Below are 15,854 nucleotides of genomic sequence, written 5' to 3' on the forward strand. Positions count from 1 at the left end.
TGTTGCGACCGGAGGCAGAAACTTGACCAGATGGCCGCGCACGTCAACCTCCGAAGGCGTAACAATCTCGTTGCATGCGGCCCGTCAGGTGCGACACCTCAAACTCTGGCTTTGACAATTTCCACCGGCTTGATATCATTTGCATACGAATGAATTTCCGGTTCGAAACCGGCAACATGATCCCAGGGGAAAATCCTTGGGAGGGCCAAATTCGGGGAAGGCCCACTCTCTGGGAAGGCAAAGCGTGATCCGTTACGCGAAACCCACCACGGTCGATGAGGCGCTCGCGCTGCTTGGCGAGGGCGCCTGGCGCATCCTCGCCGGCGGTACGGATTTCTATCCGGCACAAGGCACGAAGCCGTTCCGCGACAATGTCCTCGACATCAATGGCCTCACTGCGCTGAGCGGCATCGCCGAGACGGATGACCACTTTGTCATCGGTGCACGCACGACATGGACCGACATCATCCGCCATCCCTTGCCGCCCGCCTTCGATGCGCTGAAACAGGCCGCGCGCGAGGTCGGCTCGCCGCAAATCCAGAACGTCGCCTCGGTCGCGGGCAATCTCTGCAACGCCTCGCCGGCCGCCGATGGCGTGCCGGGCCTGCTCGTGCTTGATGCCGAAGTCGAACTGCGTTCAGCTACAGTGACGCGCTACCTGCCCCTGCCGGATTTCATTCTCGGCAACCGCCAAACGGCCTTGCGAGCGGGGGAGATGGTCAGCGCCATCCGCGTGCCGAAGCCCGCTGCAACGGGCACGTCGGCTTTCGTCAAGCTCGGCGCGCGGCGCTATCTCGTCATTTCCATCGCCATGGTGGCGGCGCGTCTGATCGTCGAGAACGGCACAGTGACCGAAGCGGCCATCGCCGTCGGGTCGTGCTCGGCCGTCGCCAGGCGCCTTGCCGGCGTCGAGGCGGCGCTGCTCGGATTGCCTGTGGATCACCGGCTCGCTGATGCGGTCCAGTCCGCATCGATCACGGAACTGTTGCCGATCGCCGACGTGCGCGGCAGCGCGGAATACCGGCTCGATGCTGTGCGCGAGATTGTCGCCCGCGCCGTGCTGACGGCCGCCGGTCCAACGAACGACCACATGGTGGCGGCATGAACCAGCTTCTGCCTGAAGTGACTGAAGCCCTGCCCGATCTGGGCGGAGGCACGCCCGGCCTCGGCCCTGAACGCGCCGACATAGCCTTCGCGGTCAATGGCGACGCCGTCCTGGTCAATGTGCCGCCGCTGCGCCGGCTGTCCCAGGTGCTGCGCGACGAATTGCGGCTAACCGGCACCAAGGTCGGCTGCGATGCCGGCGATTGCGGCGCCTGCACGGTGCTGGTCGACGGCGCTCCCGTCTGCGCCTGCCTGATGCCGGCGGCTTCCGTAGCAGGGGCGGCAGTGACAACAGTCGAGGGACTTGCCAATGGCCGGCTCTCGGCACTGCAGGCCTCGTTTCTCGCCCATGGCGCTGCGCAATGCGGCATCTGCACGCCGGCACTGCTGGTCGCGGCGACAGCGCTCCTGGACACGACACCCAGGCCGACCGAGACCGAGGTGCAGGATGCACTGGGCGGGATTCTGTGTCGTTGCACCGGCTACCGGAAGATCATCGCGGCGGTGATGGAGGCGTCCCTTCAGACAGCGAGCCTGGATTTCCGTCTGCCTCGGTCCGGGCATGCCATCGGCGCGTCCCCTGTCAGGCTCGATGGCGTGCCAAAGGTGACCGGGGCTGAGAAATTCGGCGGCGATTCCTTCCCGGCCGATGCGCTCGCCGTGCTGGTGGTCCGCTCGCCGCATTATCACGCCGGCTTTGCCTTCGACGATCTCGATGACTGGGCTAAGAGACACCCCGGCATCGCCGGTGTCTTCACGGCGGCCGACATTCCGGGAAAGAACTGCTTCGGTGCGATCGGCCCGTTCGCCGATCAGCCGGCACTGGCCGAAGGATTTGCGCGGCTGCGCGGCGAGGCGGTGGCGCTGGTCGCTGGCGAGCGCGAGGCGATCCTCGATCTCGACCTGTCGGATTTCCCGGTCCGCTGGACCGAATTGCCGCATTTCCTGCAACCTTGCGAAGCGCAGGCCGAAGGCGCGGCACGGGTCCATGACAACCGCCCGGCCAACCTTCTGACCAAGGGCCTTGTCGAGCGCGGCGATCCTGAGGCGGCGCTCGCCAATGCCGCCGTCACCGTAAGCGGCGCCATCGAAACATCCTATGTCGAGCACGCCTACATCGAACCGGAAGCCGGCTATGCCTATCTGGATGGCGACACGCTAGTTGTCGTCGCCTGCACGCAGGCGCCCTACATGGACCGCGACGAGACGGCGAAGGTGCTTGGCCTTGCCGTCGACAAGGTGCGCATCGTGCCGACCGCGACCGGCGGCGGTTTCGGCTCGAAACTCGACGTTTCACTGCAGCCGCTGATCGGCCTCGTGGCGCTGAAAACCGGCCGACCGGCGGCGCTGGCCTACACCCGCAACGAATCGATGACATCGACCACCAAGCGCCATCCGGCTGAGATGAGGGCGACCATCGGCGTGGACGCTGAAGGCCATGTCACCGGCATGACCTTTGCCGGCGATTTCAACACCGGCGCCTATGCAAGCTGGGGCCCGACCGTTGCCAACCGAGTGCCGGTGCATGCTTCCGGACCCTATGCGACGCCCAACTATCGCGCCGAGGGCCGCGCCATCCATACGCATGGTCCGATTTCCGGCGCCTTCCGCGGCTTCGGCGTGCCCCAGGCGACGATCATGCAGGAGACGCTCTATGACGAGCTGGCCGGCAAGCTTGGTATCGACCGCCTCGACTTTCGCCTGAAAAACTGCCTTCGGAACGGCTCCGAAACGGTTACCGGCCAACGTCTGGAGTCCGGCGTCGGCATTGCCGAGTGCCTTGAGGCGCTGCGGCCGCATTGGGCGCGCGCGACAGCCGACGCGGACGCGTTCAACCATGCCCACGCGGACAAAAAGCGCGGTGTCGGCGTGGCATCCTGCTGGTATGGCTGCGGTAACACCTCGCTGCCCAATCCATCGACCATCCGGGTCGGCATAGCAGCTGACGGCACGGTCATCCTGCACCAGGGCGCCGTCGATATCGGCCAGGGCTCCAACACCGTCATCAGCCAGATCTGCGCCGACGCGCTCGGCCTGCCGCTGGAGAAATTCCGGCTGAAGAGCGCCGACACGGCGATCAGCCCCGATGCCGGCAAGACTTCCGCCTCGCGCCAGACTTTCGTGACCGGCAAGGCGGCCGAGAAGGCCGGCCGCGCGTTGCGCGAGAAGATCCTGCGCTTTGCCAATGTCTCGGAAAAGGCATCCCTCCAGTTGGATGGTGTGGCAATCGTAATCCGCGAGGGCGAGGCCACACGCCGCATCGATCTCGCCTCGCTCGACGTCGATGCCGATGGCTTCGTCTTCCGCGCCGAGGAGACCTACGACCCACCGACACTCCTGCTCGATGCCAAGGGCCAGGGCAAGCCCTACGCTGTGTACGGCTTCGGTGCGCAGATCGCCGAACTCGAGGTCGATCTCAAGCTCGGCACGGTGAAGCTGCTGAAAATCACCGCCGCGCACGATGTCGGCAAGGCGATCAACCCACTGCTGGTCGAAGGCCAGATCGAGGGCGGCATCGCGCAAGGCATCGGCATGGCGCTGATGGAAGAATATATCCCCGGTCGCACGGAGAATTTGCACGACTATCTCATCCCGACCATAGGCGACGTGCCGCCGATCGAGACCATCCTGATCGAGGTTCCCGATCCGGAGGGCCCGTTCGGCGCCAAGGGCCTGGGCGAGCATGTGCTGATCCCGACCGCACCCGCGATCCTCAACGCCATCCGCCATGCCACCGGCGTTCTGGTCACCAAGATTCCGGCGACGCCGACGCGTCTGCGCGCTGGCATTCGTGAAAAAGATGGCGTCCGCGAAAAGGAAGCACGCCCATGAGCGAGCTTGCCGAGCGCTTCGAAACACATGATCCCGGCGAGAAGCTGGTGGCGGAGAAGATCCGCTGCGATGCCTGTCCGGTCATGTGCTACATCGCCGATGGCCGCACCGGCGCCTGCGACCGCTACGGCAATACCGGCGGCCGGATCGTACGCATGGACCCGCTGGCCATCCTCGACCACGCGGCCGAGACCGGCGCGGCGATCGTACCTTTCGTCGCCGACGGCGAGGCCTGGGACGGCGAACTGGTCAACGCCGGGCGCCGCTTCGTCACGGCAATAGGCGCCGGCACCACCTATCCCGACTACAAGCCGGCGCCGTTCATCGTCAGCCAGGAGGTCGAGGGCGTCGATCTCGTCACGGTCGTCACCGAAGGCATCTTTTCGTATTGCGGCGTCAAGGTGAAGATCGATACCGACCGTCATATCGGACCGGAAACGGCTGTTGTTCGGGCCGAGGGCGAGGCGATCGGCCATGTCACGACAGGCGAATATGGCTCGCAGATGCTGTCGCTGGGCGGCGTGCATCACCTCACCGGCGGCTCCAAGGCCGAAGGCCGCGCCACCTGCGATGCGCTGCTCAATCTGTGCAACCGCAAGCCGGTGGAACTGACCATCGATGGCGGCGCCACCATCATCGTCGAAGCCGGCAAACCACCCGTCATCGACGGCAAGCAGGAGCACCGCATGCGCGTCGGCTGCGGCTCGGCGACGATCGGCATGTTCGCCACGCAATGGCGCGGGCTGGTCGACGAGGTGGTGGTGGTCGACGACCACATCACCGGCGTCGTTTCCGAGCATCAGGCCGGCAAGGTGCTGGGCTGGCAAGATACGGGGATCAAGATCATCGGCCGCCGCTCGACGCCAGGCCGCTATTTCAAGGTCTCCGAGCCTGGCCTCGGCTGGGGCGGCACCTCGATTTCCGACCCGCTGTCGATCCTTGGCGACTGGAACGCCAAGAAGGGCGCGCGGCCAGGCCTGTCGTTGCTGATGGTTTCGACCACAGGCGAACAATTCGCCTACTACGAACTCGACGACGAATTGAAACCTGTCGAAAAACCGTTTCCCGAACGGCTGCGGAAGTCCGTCAATCTGATAGAGGACAATTGCGAGCCGGCGCTGTGCACCGTTCTGTTCATCGGCGGCGCCGGCGGTTCGCTGCGTGCCGGCGTCACCGAAAACCCGGTCAATCTCACCCGGTCGGTGCAAGGCCTGAAGACCTATGTGACGGTCGGCGGCGCGCCGGTCTATGTCTGGCCGGGCGGCGGCATCACGCTGATGGTCGACGTGACGCGGGTGCCGGAAGGCGCTTTCGGCTATGTGCCGACACCAGCGCTGGTGGCGCCGATCGAATTCACGCTGCGCCGCGACGACTATATCAGGCTCGGCGGCTACGAGGCCGAAATCCGCAGCGTCGAGGACATCGTCGCCAAGGGCGGCGAGTACCTCAACCCGCGTCGCGGAACCGGCGCGCCGTCCGACAATCCATGGCCGCCGCTCGCGCAATTGCGGCGTGCCGCCTCGAACGGAGCCGGATGATGGACGGCCCGCAAGTCCACTGGCTGCAGGACGGCAAGCGGCTGCACCTCAACCACGGGCCGATCGACCTGATCGTCGAAGCCTTTGGCGAGGCGGACGAATGCCGTGCCGCCTACGCCCAGGCTGTCGCGCGCTTCCAGACAATCCTGATCGAGTTGGTCAGGGAGCTTCCCGAATTGCGACTCCCGGCATTTTTCCTGCGGCCGCGCGCCTTTGACGGCGCGACGGCGCGCCGCATGGAAGCCGCCGTCATGCCCTTGGCGGAATGCTTCATAACACCGATGGCGGCCGTTGCGGGATCGGTAGCCGACGAAATGCTCGCCGCGTTGCTTGCCGGCCGCAGGCTCGATCGCGCCTATGTCAACAATGGCGGCGACAGCGCTCTTTACATCGGCACGGGCCGGTCGATCGGTCTGGCGGTCGCCGGCACCGGCAACGGCATGGCCGACCGGATCACGATCCGCGCGGAAGATGGCGTTCGCGGCGTTGCCACCAGCGGCTGGCGCGGCCGCTCGTTCTCGCTTGGCATTGCCGACGCCGTCACCGTGCTGGCGCGCACCGGCGCCGAGGCCGATGCGGCGGCGACGCTCATCGCCAACGCGGTCGATCTGCCCGGCAATCCCGCCATCAAGCGCATTCCGGCACAGGAGCTGTCGCCCGACAGCGATCTCGGCGCGCGGCTGGTGACACAAGCCGTCGGCACGCTGGCATTTGGCGAAGTGGCGCAAGCGCTGGACAATGGCCTTGCCGTTGCCGAAGATTTTCGCCGGCGCGGGCTGATTGCCGCATCGGCGCTGTTTCTTGGCGGTGAGGCCCGCATCAGTGGCTCGGTTGCACTTTCCGCGCCCAATAAAAATCCGAGGGAGGAAGTTGCCCATGCCTGAGTTTCCGATCCGCAAGGTCGCGGTGCTGAGCGAAGAGATTTTTCACGAGGGCGGACCGGTCGCGGACGTACCGCGCCGGCGAGCGGCGGCCATGGCCGTGGTCAAGAACCCGTTCGCCGGGCGCTATGTCGAGGATCTGCAGAGTGCCATGGACGATCTGAAGCCACTCGGCCTGCTGCTCTGCGACCGGCTGATCGCGGCGCTCGGCGGCGACATCAAGCAGATCGACGGCTACGGCAAGGGCGCCATCGTCGGCACGGCGGGCGAACTGGAACACGGCGCGCTCTGGCATGTGCCCGGCGGCTACGCGATGCGCGAGCGGCTCGGCGACGCCAAGGCGATCGTGCCATCAGCGAAGAAAGTCGGCGCCTTCGGCTCGAAGCTCGACGTACCGCTCGGCCACATCAACGCCGCCTATGTGCGCAGCCATTTCGACGCCATGGAAGTCGGCATCAGCGACGGCCCGCGTCCCGACGAGATCCTGTTCTGCCTCGCCATGACCTGCGGCCCGCGCGTCCATAACCGCATGGGTGGCCTTGCGGCCGACGACATCAAGGCCTGGGACGGGTTGCGGTGAACGGCGAGGACAATCTGCTCAAGCTGGTCGAGGCCGAAGAGCCTGGGGAACATGACTACCTCCTCCAGGAACAGGTCGGCTTCATCCTGCGCAAGGCGCACCAGCGTCATGTGTCTATCTTCGCCGCGCATATAGGCGACCTGACGCCGCCACAATTCGCGGCACTGGCCAAGCTGCGCGATGTCGGCGAGACCTCGCAGAACCAGCTCGGCACGCTGATCGCGATGGACGCGGCGACCGTGAAGGGCGTGATCGACCGCCTGAAGGCGCGCGGCCTGGTGGAACTCTCCAGGCATGAGGTCGACAAAAGGCGGTTGCTGGTCAATCTGACCGCCGAGGGTCGCGATGCGATCGAACGGCTGATCCCGCTCGCCCGCGAGATCACCAGGGAAACACTGGCGCCGCTCTCGGCCAAGGAGATCGCCACGTTCACAAAGCTGCTGGCGAAGCTGGCGTAGGCTGGTCCTGCCGGACGCCAATCAGCGCCCGGCAGAAGCGTATCGCCTCAGAGTCCGTTGTCCTTCAGCACCTGAGCGGCGTTTTCCTTGGTGATCTTCTCGGTTGGCAGCGTGATGGTCTTTTCGACCTTCTCGCCGTTGAGGAACTTGATCGCCTGGCGCAGGCCTTCGGCACCGGGGGTAACGTAGGTGAAAGTCGCCGTCAGCTCGCCCTTGTTCACCATTTGCACGCCTTCATTGGGCAGGCCGTCAATGCCGATGAACTTGATGTCCTTCTCGCGGCCGACATCCTTGGCGGCGAGATAGGCGCCGTAGGCCATCGGATCGTTGTGGCCGTAAACGAGATCGATCTTCTCGTTGGTTTTCAGCGCGTTGGCCATCAGATTGTAGGCCTGGTCCTGCTTCCAGTCGCCCGACTGCTGGTCGAGCAGATACTTGATGCCCGGCTCCTTGTCGGTGAATTCATGGAAGCCGTCATGGCGGTCATGCGCCGGCTGGGTGCCCATGCCACCCCAGATCTCGACGACATTGCCGGCCGCCTTGCCCTTGCCGCCGAGCAGTTCGACCGCATACTCGCCTGCCGCGCGCCCGATCAGCTTGTTATCGCCACCGACGAACTGCGTGTAGTCCTTGGTATCGACGTTGCGGTCGAGCACGAAGACCGGAATCTTGGCGTCGATGGCCTGCTGCACGACGCCGGTCAGGCCCGCGGATTCCTTCGGCGACACCAACAGCGCGTCGACCTCCTGACGGATCAGGTTCTCGACGTCGGCGACCTGCTTCTCGGTCTTGTCCTCGCCATCGGTGATGATCAGCTCGACCTCGGGATGCTTGGCGGCTTCGGCAATGATGTCCTTGTTGAACTGGGCGCGCCAGGGCTCGATGGTCGTCACCTGCGAGAAGCCGATCTTCCACTTCTTGTCCTGGGCGAAGGCATTGCCGGTCGAAAGCAGCGCGGTGGTGGTCAGCAATGCCGCGCCGAGTGCGGCAAGCTTCAGCATGTCACGTCGTTTCATTTCTTGTTTCCTCCGAGATTGAGAGACGGGGTCTCTTGTGGCGGCCGCTTGGCTGCGGCCGTTTCCTTGCGCGCCGGTTGCCCGCCGGGCAGGCGCAGATAGGCCAGGAGATCGCCGGCATTGCGCTCCTGCACGAGCACGGTGCCGATGATGATCATCCCCTTCAGCACCAGCTGTAGATTCGAATTGATGTTGTGGAGCTGCAGTATGTTGGAGAGCAGCCCGAAGATCAGCACGCCGCAGAACGTGCCGATCAGGCTGCCGCGTCCGCCCATCAGGCTGGTGCCGCCGATGACCACGGCGGCGATTGCGTCGAGCTCCAGCCCGGCGCCGGCATCGGGCTTGCCTTGCCGGTACTGCGCGACATAGAGCACCGCGGCGATGCCGGCGAGCAGGCCGGAGACGGCATAGGTCGCGATCTTGACGCGGCCGGCGGCGATGCCGGAAAGCCGTGCCGCCTCCTCATTGCCGCCGATGGCATAGACATAGCGGCCGAACGGCGTGAAGCGCAGCACGGCGCCATAGATCAGGATGGCGCCGAGGAAGAACAGGCCGGGCATCGGGATGACGCCGAACACCAGCGAGCGCAGCATCTCGAAATCGGCGGTGGCGTTCGAGCCGGTATAGACCGGCAGCACGGCATTGTTCTGGCCGGCGGTGAGCCGGGCGATACCGAGCGCCGTGACCATCATCGCCAGCGTGACGATGAAGGGCTGCAGCCGCCCGGCAACGATGATGAAGCCGTTGATGGCGCCGAACAGCAGGCCGACGCAGGGCGCCACCAAAAGCACACCGAGCACGCCGAATTTGGGCTCGATCTGCGGCAGCAGGTACCATAGCGACAGGCAGCACAGGACCACGCCGACAATTGCCGGCGTGACCAGGCCGCGAACGCTGTCCAGCCTCACATCCCGCGCGGCGGCATCCGGACCGGCACGGGATTTTTCCACGTTGAGGAAAATGAAGCGAGTGACGACGAAGCCAAGGCAAAGCGCCACCAGCGCGACGGTCGGCACGCCCAGCACGACACCCGGCGTAACACCCGGTACCGTCAGCAGCATGGCGCAGACCACCGAGCAGATGGCCATCAGCGAGCCGACGGAAAGATCGATACCGCCGGTGATGATCACCGCCGTCATGCCGGTGGCGATCAGTCCGGTGGTCGACACCTGGCGCAGCACGTCGAGCAGATTGCCGTAGGACAGGAAGATGTTGTTGCCCTTGGAACTCACCGGCGAGCCGAGCACGCCGATCAGGAATATGGCGATCAGGCCCCAATAGAGCTTGGTGCGGGACAGGAGTTTCAGGGCAGTCATGCGGCTGGTCTCGATAGGGTCCGGCGGGGTGCGGCGAGGCGCATGATGGCCTCTTCGCTTGCCGCGTCGCGGGAAAGAATGCCGGTCTGGCGGCCGTCGGCCATCACCAGGATACGATCCGAGAGATGCAGCAATTCCGGCAATTCGGAACTGATGACCGCGATGGCCAGGCCATCGCGCGCCAACTGGAAGATGAGGTCGTAGATCTCGCGCTTGGCGCCGACATCGATGCCGCGCGTCGGCTCGTCCAGCAAAAGCACGCGCGGCCTGGTCGCCAGCCACTTGCCGATGACGACCTTCTGCTGGTTGCCGCCCGACAGCGTGCCGGCGGGCTGATCGATGTCCTGGCAGCGTATGCCGAGTGCCTTGACCGCCTGCCGCGCCAGCCCCTGCTCGCCGGCCAGCGAGCGGATGCCGAAGCGTGCCAGCGACCCGACCAGCGGCAGCGCGACATTGTCCGTGATCGAGGCCTGCAGGTGCAGGCCTTGCGTCTTGCGGTCCTCGGTGACCAGCGCGATGCCCAGCCGCCTGGCGTCGCGCGGCGAGCGGATGTTCACGGACCGGCCGTCGAGTTGAATCTCGCCGCCGGCACGGCCATCGCCCGAGCCGAAGATCGCTTCCATGATCTCGGTGCGGCCCGAGCCTAGAAGGCCGCCTATGCCGAGGATTTCGCCGGCGGCCAGATCGAAGCTGACGCCGTCGATCACCTGGCGCCAGCCCTGGCGGTCGGGCTTCGACAGCGACAGATTGCCGACCGAAAGCACGGTTCGGCCGCCGGGATTCCGCTCTTCTTGGGAGGATGCGAGCAGGTTCCGTCCGACCATCGCCGAAATGATGGCATTCTCGTCAAGCTCGGCCATCGGCCGCGTCAGCACATGGCGCCCGTCACGGAATACCGTGACGCGGCCGGCCAGATGCATCACCTCGTCGATGCGGTGCGAGATGTAGACGATGGCGACGCCGCCTTCGGCAAGCTGGCGGATGATGCGGAACAGCCGCTGGCATTCGGCGGGCGAAAGCGCCGAGGTCGGCTCGTCCATGATCAGGATGCGCGCCGACATCGACAGCGCCTTGGCGATTTCGACCAGTTGTTGTTCGCCGACGCGCAGGGCGCCGACGCGCGCTTCCGGGTCGAGTTCGATGCCAAGCCGCTGCAGGAGGGCGGCCGCCGCACGGCTGCTCGCCTTGCGGTCGACGATCAGCCCGGCGATCAGTTTTTCGCGGCCGAGGAAGATGTTGTCGGCGACACTGAGTTCCGGCACCAGGTTAAGCTCCTGGTGGATGATGGCGATGCCGGCATCCTCGGCGTCGCGCACGCCGGCGAAGCTGACCGGCCTTCCATCGACGCTGACCGTGCCTTCGTAGCCGGTATAGACGCCGGAGAGGATCTTCATCAGCGTCGACTTGCCGGCGCCGTTCTCGCCCATCAGGGCATGGACCTCGCCACGCCGCAATTCGAAGCCGACATCGACCAGGGCGGCGATGCCGCCGAAGCTCTTGGAAATGCGCTCGGCGCTCAGGACGACATTGGAATGGTCCGCCGCCGCGGCATGCCCATGGGCGATGGAACCTCTGTGCTCCATGACAATGGCGGCCTCCCTTCCGTCCTCGTCAATCTCATCCAAACGCTATTCTAAACGTTTCGATACTGTCAAGCCGCTATCTGATAACGCAGGATTGACCCTTTTCAATTCTTGCGAAAAACCTTGATATTCCGTAGGTATAGCGAATAGACACCGGCGAAACGTTTCGAAAATGGCAGCATCCAAGCGGACGAGACAGCGAAAATCGACGGCGCCGACCATGCTGCATGTGGCGGAAGCGGCGCGTGTCTCGGTCGCCACCGTGTCGGCGCTGATCAACGGCACGGCGACCGTCAGCCCTGAACTCAGCCAGCGCATCGAGCAGGCGATCCGCGATATCGGCTACAAGCGCAATGCGATCGCCCGCAGCCTGAAAATGGGCACGACGCGCACCATCGGCCTGACCGTGCCACACATCACCAATCCGTTCTTCACCGATGTCGTCTCGGTCATCCAGCAGGCCTTCGACCGCGCCGGCTATGCCGTCATGCTTTGCTGCACGGACGAGGATCTGAACACCCAGGACGACCAGATCAGGCTCTTGCTCGACCGCATGGTCGACGGGCTGATCGTGGCGCGTGTCGGCGACGGCGCGATCCTCAAGGGGATCGTCGACGACGCCAATGTGCCCGTCGTGCTGCTGGACCGCATCTGCGAGGGCGTCGATACCGATGCGGTGGTGCTCGACAACCAGCGCGCCGTGTTCGACGCCATCACCTACCTGATCAATCTCGGCCACCGGCGCATCGGCTACATCACCGGCACGTCCGATATTTCGCCCATGCACGACCGTATGACCGGATACCGCGAGGCGCTTAGGGCGGCCGGCCTGCCGGTGGTCGAGGAACTGGTTCGCTCCGGCAATTTCCATGAGATCGACGGCTACAACGCGACCATGCAGCTGCTGTCGCTGCACAATCGGCCAAGCGCGATCTTCTCGGCCAACAACCCGATGGTGATCGGCACCATGAAGGCGATACGCGACATCGGCCTGTCCTGCCCGGAGGATATTTCGGTCGCCTGTTTCGACGATTTTCCGTGGTCCGACGTGTTCCAGCCGCAACTGACCACGGTGGCGCAACCGGTGCAGGCGATCGGCGAACAGGCGGCCAATCTGTTGCTCGACCGCCTTGCCGGCAACCGGGACGCGCCACCGCGCAAGCTGGTGCTCAAGGGCCGGCTGATGATCCGCAATTCGTGCCGGCCGCTCGGAGCAATCGCGCAGAGCGTGAGCGCCTGAACGACGCGTGTTGGATCAGGGCTTGAACACTCCCGAACAAAGCGCCTGCAGTTTCGAAAAGACGCCCTTGCCGCCTGATATGACCTGTGTCCCGCTTTGCAGCACAGTCTTGCGATCCGCCTTCAGAACGGTACCGCCGGCCTCCTCGATCAACAGCATGCCGGCCAGGCAGTCCCAGGCGTTCATGTGCTCTTCCACATAACCAAGCAGCCGGCCCGAGGCCACATAGGCCAGCATCAGGGCGCCAGACGCGTTGCGGAAGAAGACACCGCCTTCGGCGAGGATCTTCTTGATCAGCACGGCGATGTTCTCGGCCTCGGCCCGGTTCGAGAATCCGGTCCCCACCGACCCTTCTTCCAGGCTGGTCGCCGCGCTTGCCTTGATCGGCCGGCCGTTGACGAAGGCGCCGCCATCGAGCCTGCCGTGAAACGTCTCGCCGGTCGACGGCTCGTGGATGACGCCGACGACCGTCTCCCCGTCCCGGGCGCAAGCGATCACAACGCACCAGGCCGGAATGCCGCGCACGAAATTGGCGGTGCCGTCGATGGGATCGATGACCCAGACATGGCCTGTCGAGCCGGCAACGGAGGCATGTTCCTCGCCGACGATGCCGTCTTGCGGATAGTCGGCGGCGATTGCAGCGCGGATGAACAGCTCGACCTCGCGGTCGGCTTGCGAGACCAGGTCCTGATGGCCCTTGCTCTCGATGGTCAGGCTCTCCAGATCGCGGAAATATCCGAGCCCGAGGTCACCGGCGCGCCGCGCCAGATCGATGGCAAACCGCTCGCGCGTTTCATGGTCGTTTTTCAAGGGAAGTTTCCGATCCGTGGAAGAAACCCGCCCATAGCAAAACGGCGGTGCCCGCAACAGTGCCTGCCAAGCAGGTTCCGTAAAAGTGTCCCGCGGTTTGCGGCAAGAACCTGCGGCAAACAAAGAAACTTAAGCAGACGACGCGTTGGCGAAGCCGGCGGAGTCTGCCTAGAAGATCACGCCGCCTGCAAAAGCGACTTGTGAGCCTCAGCCAAAATCTCGAAGGAGCGCACCCGCGCCGCATGATCAAATATCTGCGCGGTGACCATCAGCTCGTCGGCACCGGTGCGGCGCACGAAGGCATCGATGCCTTGCCGGACCGTTTCGGGAGAGCCGACGACGGCGCAGGACAGCGCCTGGCCGAGCATGGTCTTGGCCATCGGGTCGAGATCGCGGTCATAGTTCTCGACGGGCGGCGGCAATCTTCCCGGCTTGCCGGTGCGCAGGTTGACGAAGGCCTGCTGCAGCGAGGTGAACAGCAGACGCGCCTCGGCATCGGTAGGTGCCGCAAAGACATTGAGGCCGAGCATGACATGCGGCTTGTCGAGTTGCTCCGACGGCTGGAAGCGAGAGCGGTAGATGTCCAGCGCATGATCGAGCTCCGCCGGCGCGAAATGCGAAGCAAAGGCGTAGGGCAGACCGAGCATGGCGGCGAGCTGCGCGCCATAGAGGCTTGAGCCGAGAATCCAGATCGGCACGGTCTGGCCTTCGCCCGGCACGGCGCGCAGGCGCTGGCCTTCCTCCGCGGGGAGGAAATAGCCCATCAGCTCGACGACATCCTGCGGAAAATTGTCGACGCCGGCCTCCAGGTTGCGGCGCAAAGCGCGCGCGGTGTTCATGTCGGTGCCGGGGGCTCGGCCGAGCCCCAGATCGATGCGGCCGGGAAACAGGGCTGCCAGCGTGCCGAACTGCTCGGCAATCACCAGCGGCGCATGGTTGGGCAACATAATGCCGCCGGCCCCGACGCGAATGGTTTTGGTACCGCCGGCGACATGGGCGATGACCACCGATGTGGCGGCGCTGGCGATACCCGGCATGTTGTGATGCTCGGCCAGCCAGTAGCGCTTGTAGCCCAGCCGCTCGGCATGGCGGGCAAGATCGAGCGAGTTGGCCAGCGACTGCGAGGCATTGCTGCCTTCGACGATCGGCGACAGGTCGAGAACGGACAGTTCGGTCATGCGTTGGGATCCTGTGTAGAAACCGCATGTAGGATGCGCGTGGCGACGCCGCAAATTCAAAAATATTCAGCCCTTCGCGGGCTCGGTGTTGGCGGCATCATCGTCCCCCACCATGCCGGTCTGCTGCGCGGCGAGAAAATTGCCGACATGGCCGAGCCCCTCGAAATGGTCGCAGAACACCTTGATAACGACCAGCAGCGGCACCGCCATCAAGGCGCCGACGAAACCCCACAGCCACGACCAGAAGGCAATGGCGATGAAGATCGCCACGGCGTTGATCTCCAGGCGCCTGCCGACCACCATCGGCGTCACGAACTGGCCTTCGACGACATCGCAGAGCAGCACGAAGGCCGGTGCCAGAAGCGCGTATGAAATTGTGTCGAAGCTGATCAGCGCCATTACCGCGACCAGCACGATGGTCAGCAGCGCGCCGACATAGGGCAGGAAGTTGAGCAGCGCGGCGGCCACGCCCCAGACCAGCGGGTTGGGCATGCCGAGCGCCCAAAGGCCAAGGCCGATGACCGTGCCGAGACCGGCATTGATGATGGTGACGGTGAGCAAATAGTGCGAGATCTCGCGCTCGACGTCATAGACGACACGCAGCGCCCGCTTCTTTTCCGTGAGGCTGGCGAAGGACTGGATGATCTTCTCGTAGAACATCGTGCCCGAGGCGAGCAGGAACAGCGACAGCACGAAGATGATGGTGAGGCTGGTTCCCGCCGCCAGGATGTTGCTGGCGGCGGATGACAGGATGCCCGACTGGGCGACCGCGACTTTCTGAATGCCCGGCTCCTGTGAGGTCTGGGTCAGTTGTTCGATCTGATGCGAGACCTGCATGATCCTTTCCAGTGGACGCCGCAATTGCGCCAGCCGGTCGGTAAGCTGCTGGCCGATCGACGAGGTGTTGTTGAGGAGGTCGATGACCGGGCCGCTGAGCAGGTAGCCGGCGCTGGCGAAAACGCAGATCGACAGCAGCACCAGAAGGGTCGCCGAAACCACTTCGGGAATGCCGCGCTTGCGCAGCAGCCGGACGATCGGTGTCAGTGTCAGCGCCAGCAGGAACGCCAGGATGACCGGCATGAAGAAGGCACGGCCGAAGTAGAGCGCATAGACGGTCATGAAAATGAAGATGCCGACCAGCAGCGTGCGCATCAGATGCGTATCGGCACGCGCCACGGCGCGCGCTTCGGCCGCTTCGGCAACGCCCGCGCCCAGCGCGTCGGGTTCGGCTTTCATCTCGGTCCCTCAGCGGTGCACCGCAATTGGTGCAGTCCATCGACCGAAAACGCTAGCGCGGCTTCAAGGTTCCGTTAGCCGG

13 protein-coding genes are annotated in these 15,854 nt (G+C 64.7%); 7 read left to right on the forward strand and 6 right to left on the reverse strand.

Features of this window, described 5'->3' with window-relative positions; all coding sequences use genetic code 11:
- The first annotated feature begins 244 nt into the window (after nucleotides 1–244).
- Genes EB231_RS03155 through EB231_RS03180 form a run of 6 tightly spaced genes read left to right on the forward strand, consistent with a single transcriptional unit; the run spans nucleotide 245 to nucleotide 7,393 of the window.
- Entirely contained in the window at nucleotides 245–1,105 is an 861-nt protein-coding gene (locus EB231_RS03155) for an FAD binding domain-containing protein (protein ID WP_172347552.1), read from the forward strand.
- The gene (locus EB231_RS03160; RefSeq protein ID WP_172347553.1) at nucleotides 1,102–3,936 is read left to right on the forward strand and encodes a molybdopterin-dependent oxidoreductase; all 2,835 of its coding nucleotides are present in this window, start codon (nucleotides 1,102–1,104) and stop codon (nucleotides 3,934–3,936) included. Before EB231_RS03155 ends, EB231_RS03160 begins: the two co-directional genes overlap by 4 nt.
- The gene (locus EB231_RS03165) at nucleotides 3,933–5,474 is read left to right on the forward strand and encodes a 6-hydroxynicotinate reductase (protein ID WP_172347554.1); all 1,542 of its coding nucleotides are present in this window, start codon (nucleotides 3,933–3,935) and stop codon (nucleotides 5,472–5,474) included. The genes EB231_RS03160 and EB231_RS03165 overlap by 4 nt, the downstream gene beginning before the upstream one ends.
- The gene (locus EB231_RS03170; protein WP_172347555.1) at nucleotides 5,474–6,358 is read left to right on the forward strand and encodes a UPF0280 family protein; all 885 of its coding nucleotides are present in this window, start codon (nucleotides 5,474–5,476) and stop codon (nucleotides 6,356–6,358) included. Before EB231_RS03165 ends, EB231_RS03170 begins: the two co-directional genes overlap by 1 nt.
- Entirely contained in the window at nucleotides 6,351–6,935 is a 585-nt protein-coding gene (locus EB231_RS03175) for an amino acid synthesis family protein (protein WP_172347556.1), read from the forward strand. Before EB231_RS03170 ends, EB231_RS03175 begins: the two co-directional genes overlap by 8 nt.
- Nucleotides 6,932–7,393: a MarR family winged helix-turn-helix transcriptional regulator gene (locus tag EB231_RS03180; protein WP_172347557.1), complete on the forward strand. Its 462-nt coding sequence runs from the start codon at nucleotides 6,932–6,934 to the stop codon at nucleotides 7,391–7,393. Before EB231_RS03175 ends, EB231_RS03180 begins: the two co-directional genes overlap by 4 nt.
- A 47-nt stretch (nucleotides 7,394–7,440) precedes the next feature.
- Here EB231_RS03180 and EB231_RS03185 read toward each other — a convergent pair whose 3' ends face one another.
- From EB231_RS03185 to EB231_RS03195, 3 genes are read right to left on the reverse strand one after another with little or no spacing between them, the layout of a single operon-like run.
- Entirely contained in the window at nucleotides 7,441–8,409 is a 969-nt protein-coding gene (locus EB231_RS03185; protein ID WP_056568429.1) for a substrate-binding domain-containing protein, read from the reverse strand.
- On the reverse strand, nucleotides 8,406–9,725 hold the full coding sequence (locus EB231_RS03190) for an ABC transporter permease (RefSeq protein WP_172347558.1): 1,320 nt from the start codon (nucleotides 9,723–9,725) through the stop codon (nucleotides 8,406–8,408). Before EB231_RS03190 ends, EB231_RS03185 begins: the two co-directional genes overlap by 4 nt.
- Nucleotides 9,722–11,308: a sugar ABC transporter ATP-binding protein gene (locus EB231_RS03195; protein WP_172347559.1), complete on the reverse strand. Its 1,587-nt coding sequence runs from the start codon at nucleotides 11,306–11,308 to the stop codon at nucleotides 9,722–9,724. Before EB231_RS03195 ends, EB231_RS03190 begins: the two co-directional genes overlap by 4 nt.
- Before the next feature lie 220 nt (nucleotides 11,309–11,528).
- On the opposite strand from EB231_RS03195, the gene EB231_RS03200 reads away from it, so the two are divergent.
- Nucleotides 11,529–12,548 carry a LacI family DNA-binding transcriptional regulator gene (locus tag EB231_RS03200; RefSeq protein WP_172352795.1) on the forward strand — a complete coding sequence of 340 codons (1,020 nt, stop codon included), beginning with the start codon at nucleotides 11,529–11,531 and terminating at the stop codon, nucleotides 12,546–12,548.
- A 15-nt stretch (nucleotides 12,549–12,563) separates the two neighbouring features.
- Here EB231_RS03200 and EB231_RS03205 read toward each other — a convergent pair whose 3' ends face one another.
- The 3 genes from EB231_RS03205 to EB231_RS03215 all read right to left on the reverse strand — a co-directional run bounded on the left by EB231_RS03205 (nucleotide 12,564) and on the right by EB231_RS03215 (nucleotide 15,772).
- Entirely contained in the window at nucleotides 12,564–13,358 is a 795-nt protein-coding gene (locus EB231_RS03205) for an inositol monophosphatase family protein (protein WP_172347560.1), read from the reverse strand.
- A gap of 176 nt (nucleotides 13,359–13,534) precedes the next feature.
- Nucleotides 13,535–14,536 carry an LLM class flavin-dependent oxidoreductase gene (locus tag EB231_RS03210; RefSeq protein WP_172347561.1) on the reverse strand — a complete coding sequence of 334 codons (1,002 nt, stop codon included), beginning with the start codon at nucleotides 14,534–14,536 and terminating at the stop codon, nucleotides 13,535–13,537.
- Nucleotides 14,537–14,602: 66 nt separating this feature from the next.
- Nucleotides 14,603–15,772, reverse strand: a complete 1,170-nt coding sequence (locus EB231_RS03215) for an AI-2E family transporter (RefSeq protein ID WP_172347562.1) — start codon at nucleotides 15,770–15,772, stop codon at nucleotides 14,603–14,605.
- Nucleotides 15,773–15,854 lie beyond the last annotated feature (82 nt).

Source organism: Mesorhizobium sp. NZP2298 (assembly GCF_013170825.1).
In the GTDB taxonomy this organism is placed as follows: domain Bacteria; phylum Pseudomonadota; class Alphaproteobacteria; order Rhizobiales; family Rhizobiaceae; genus Mesorhizobium.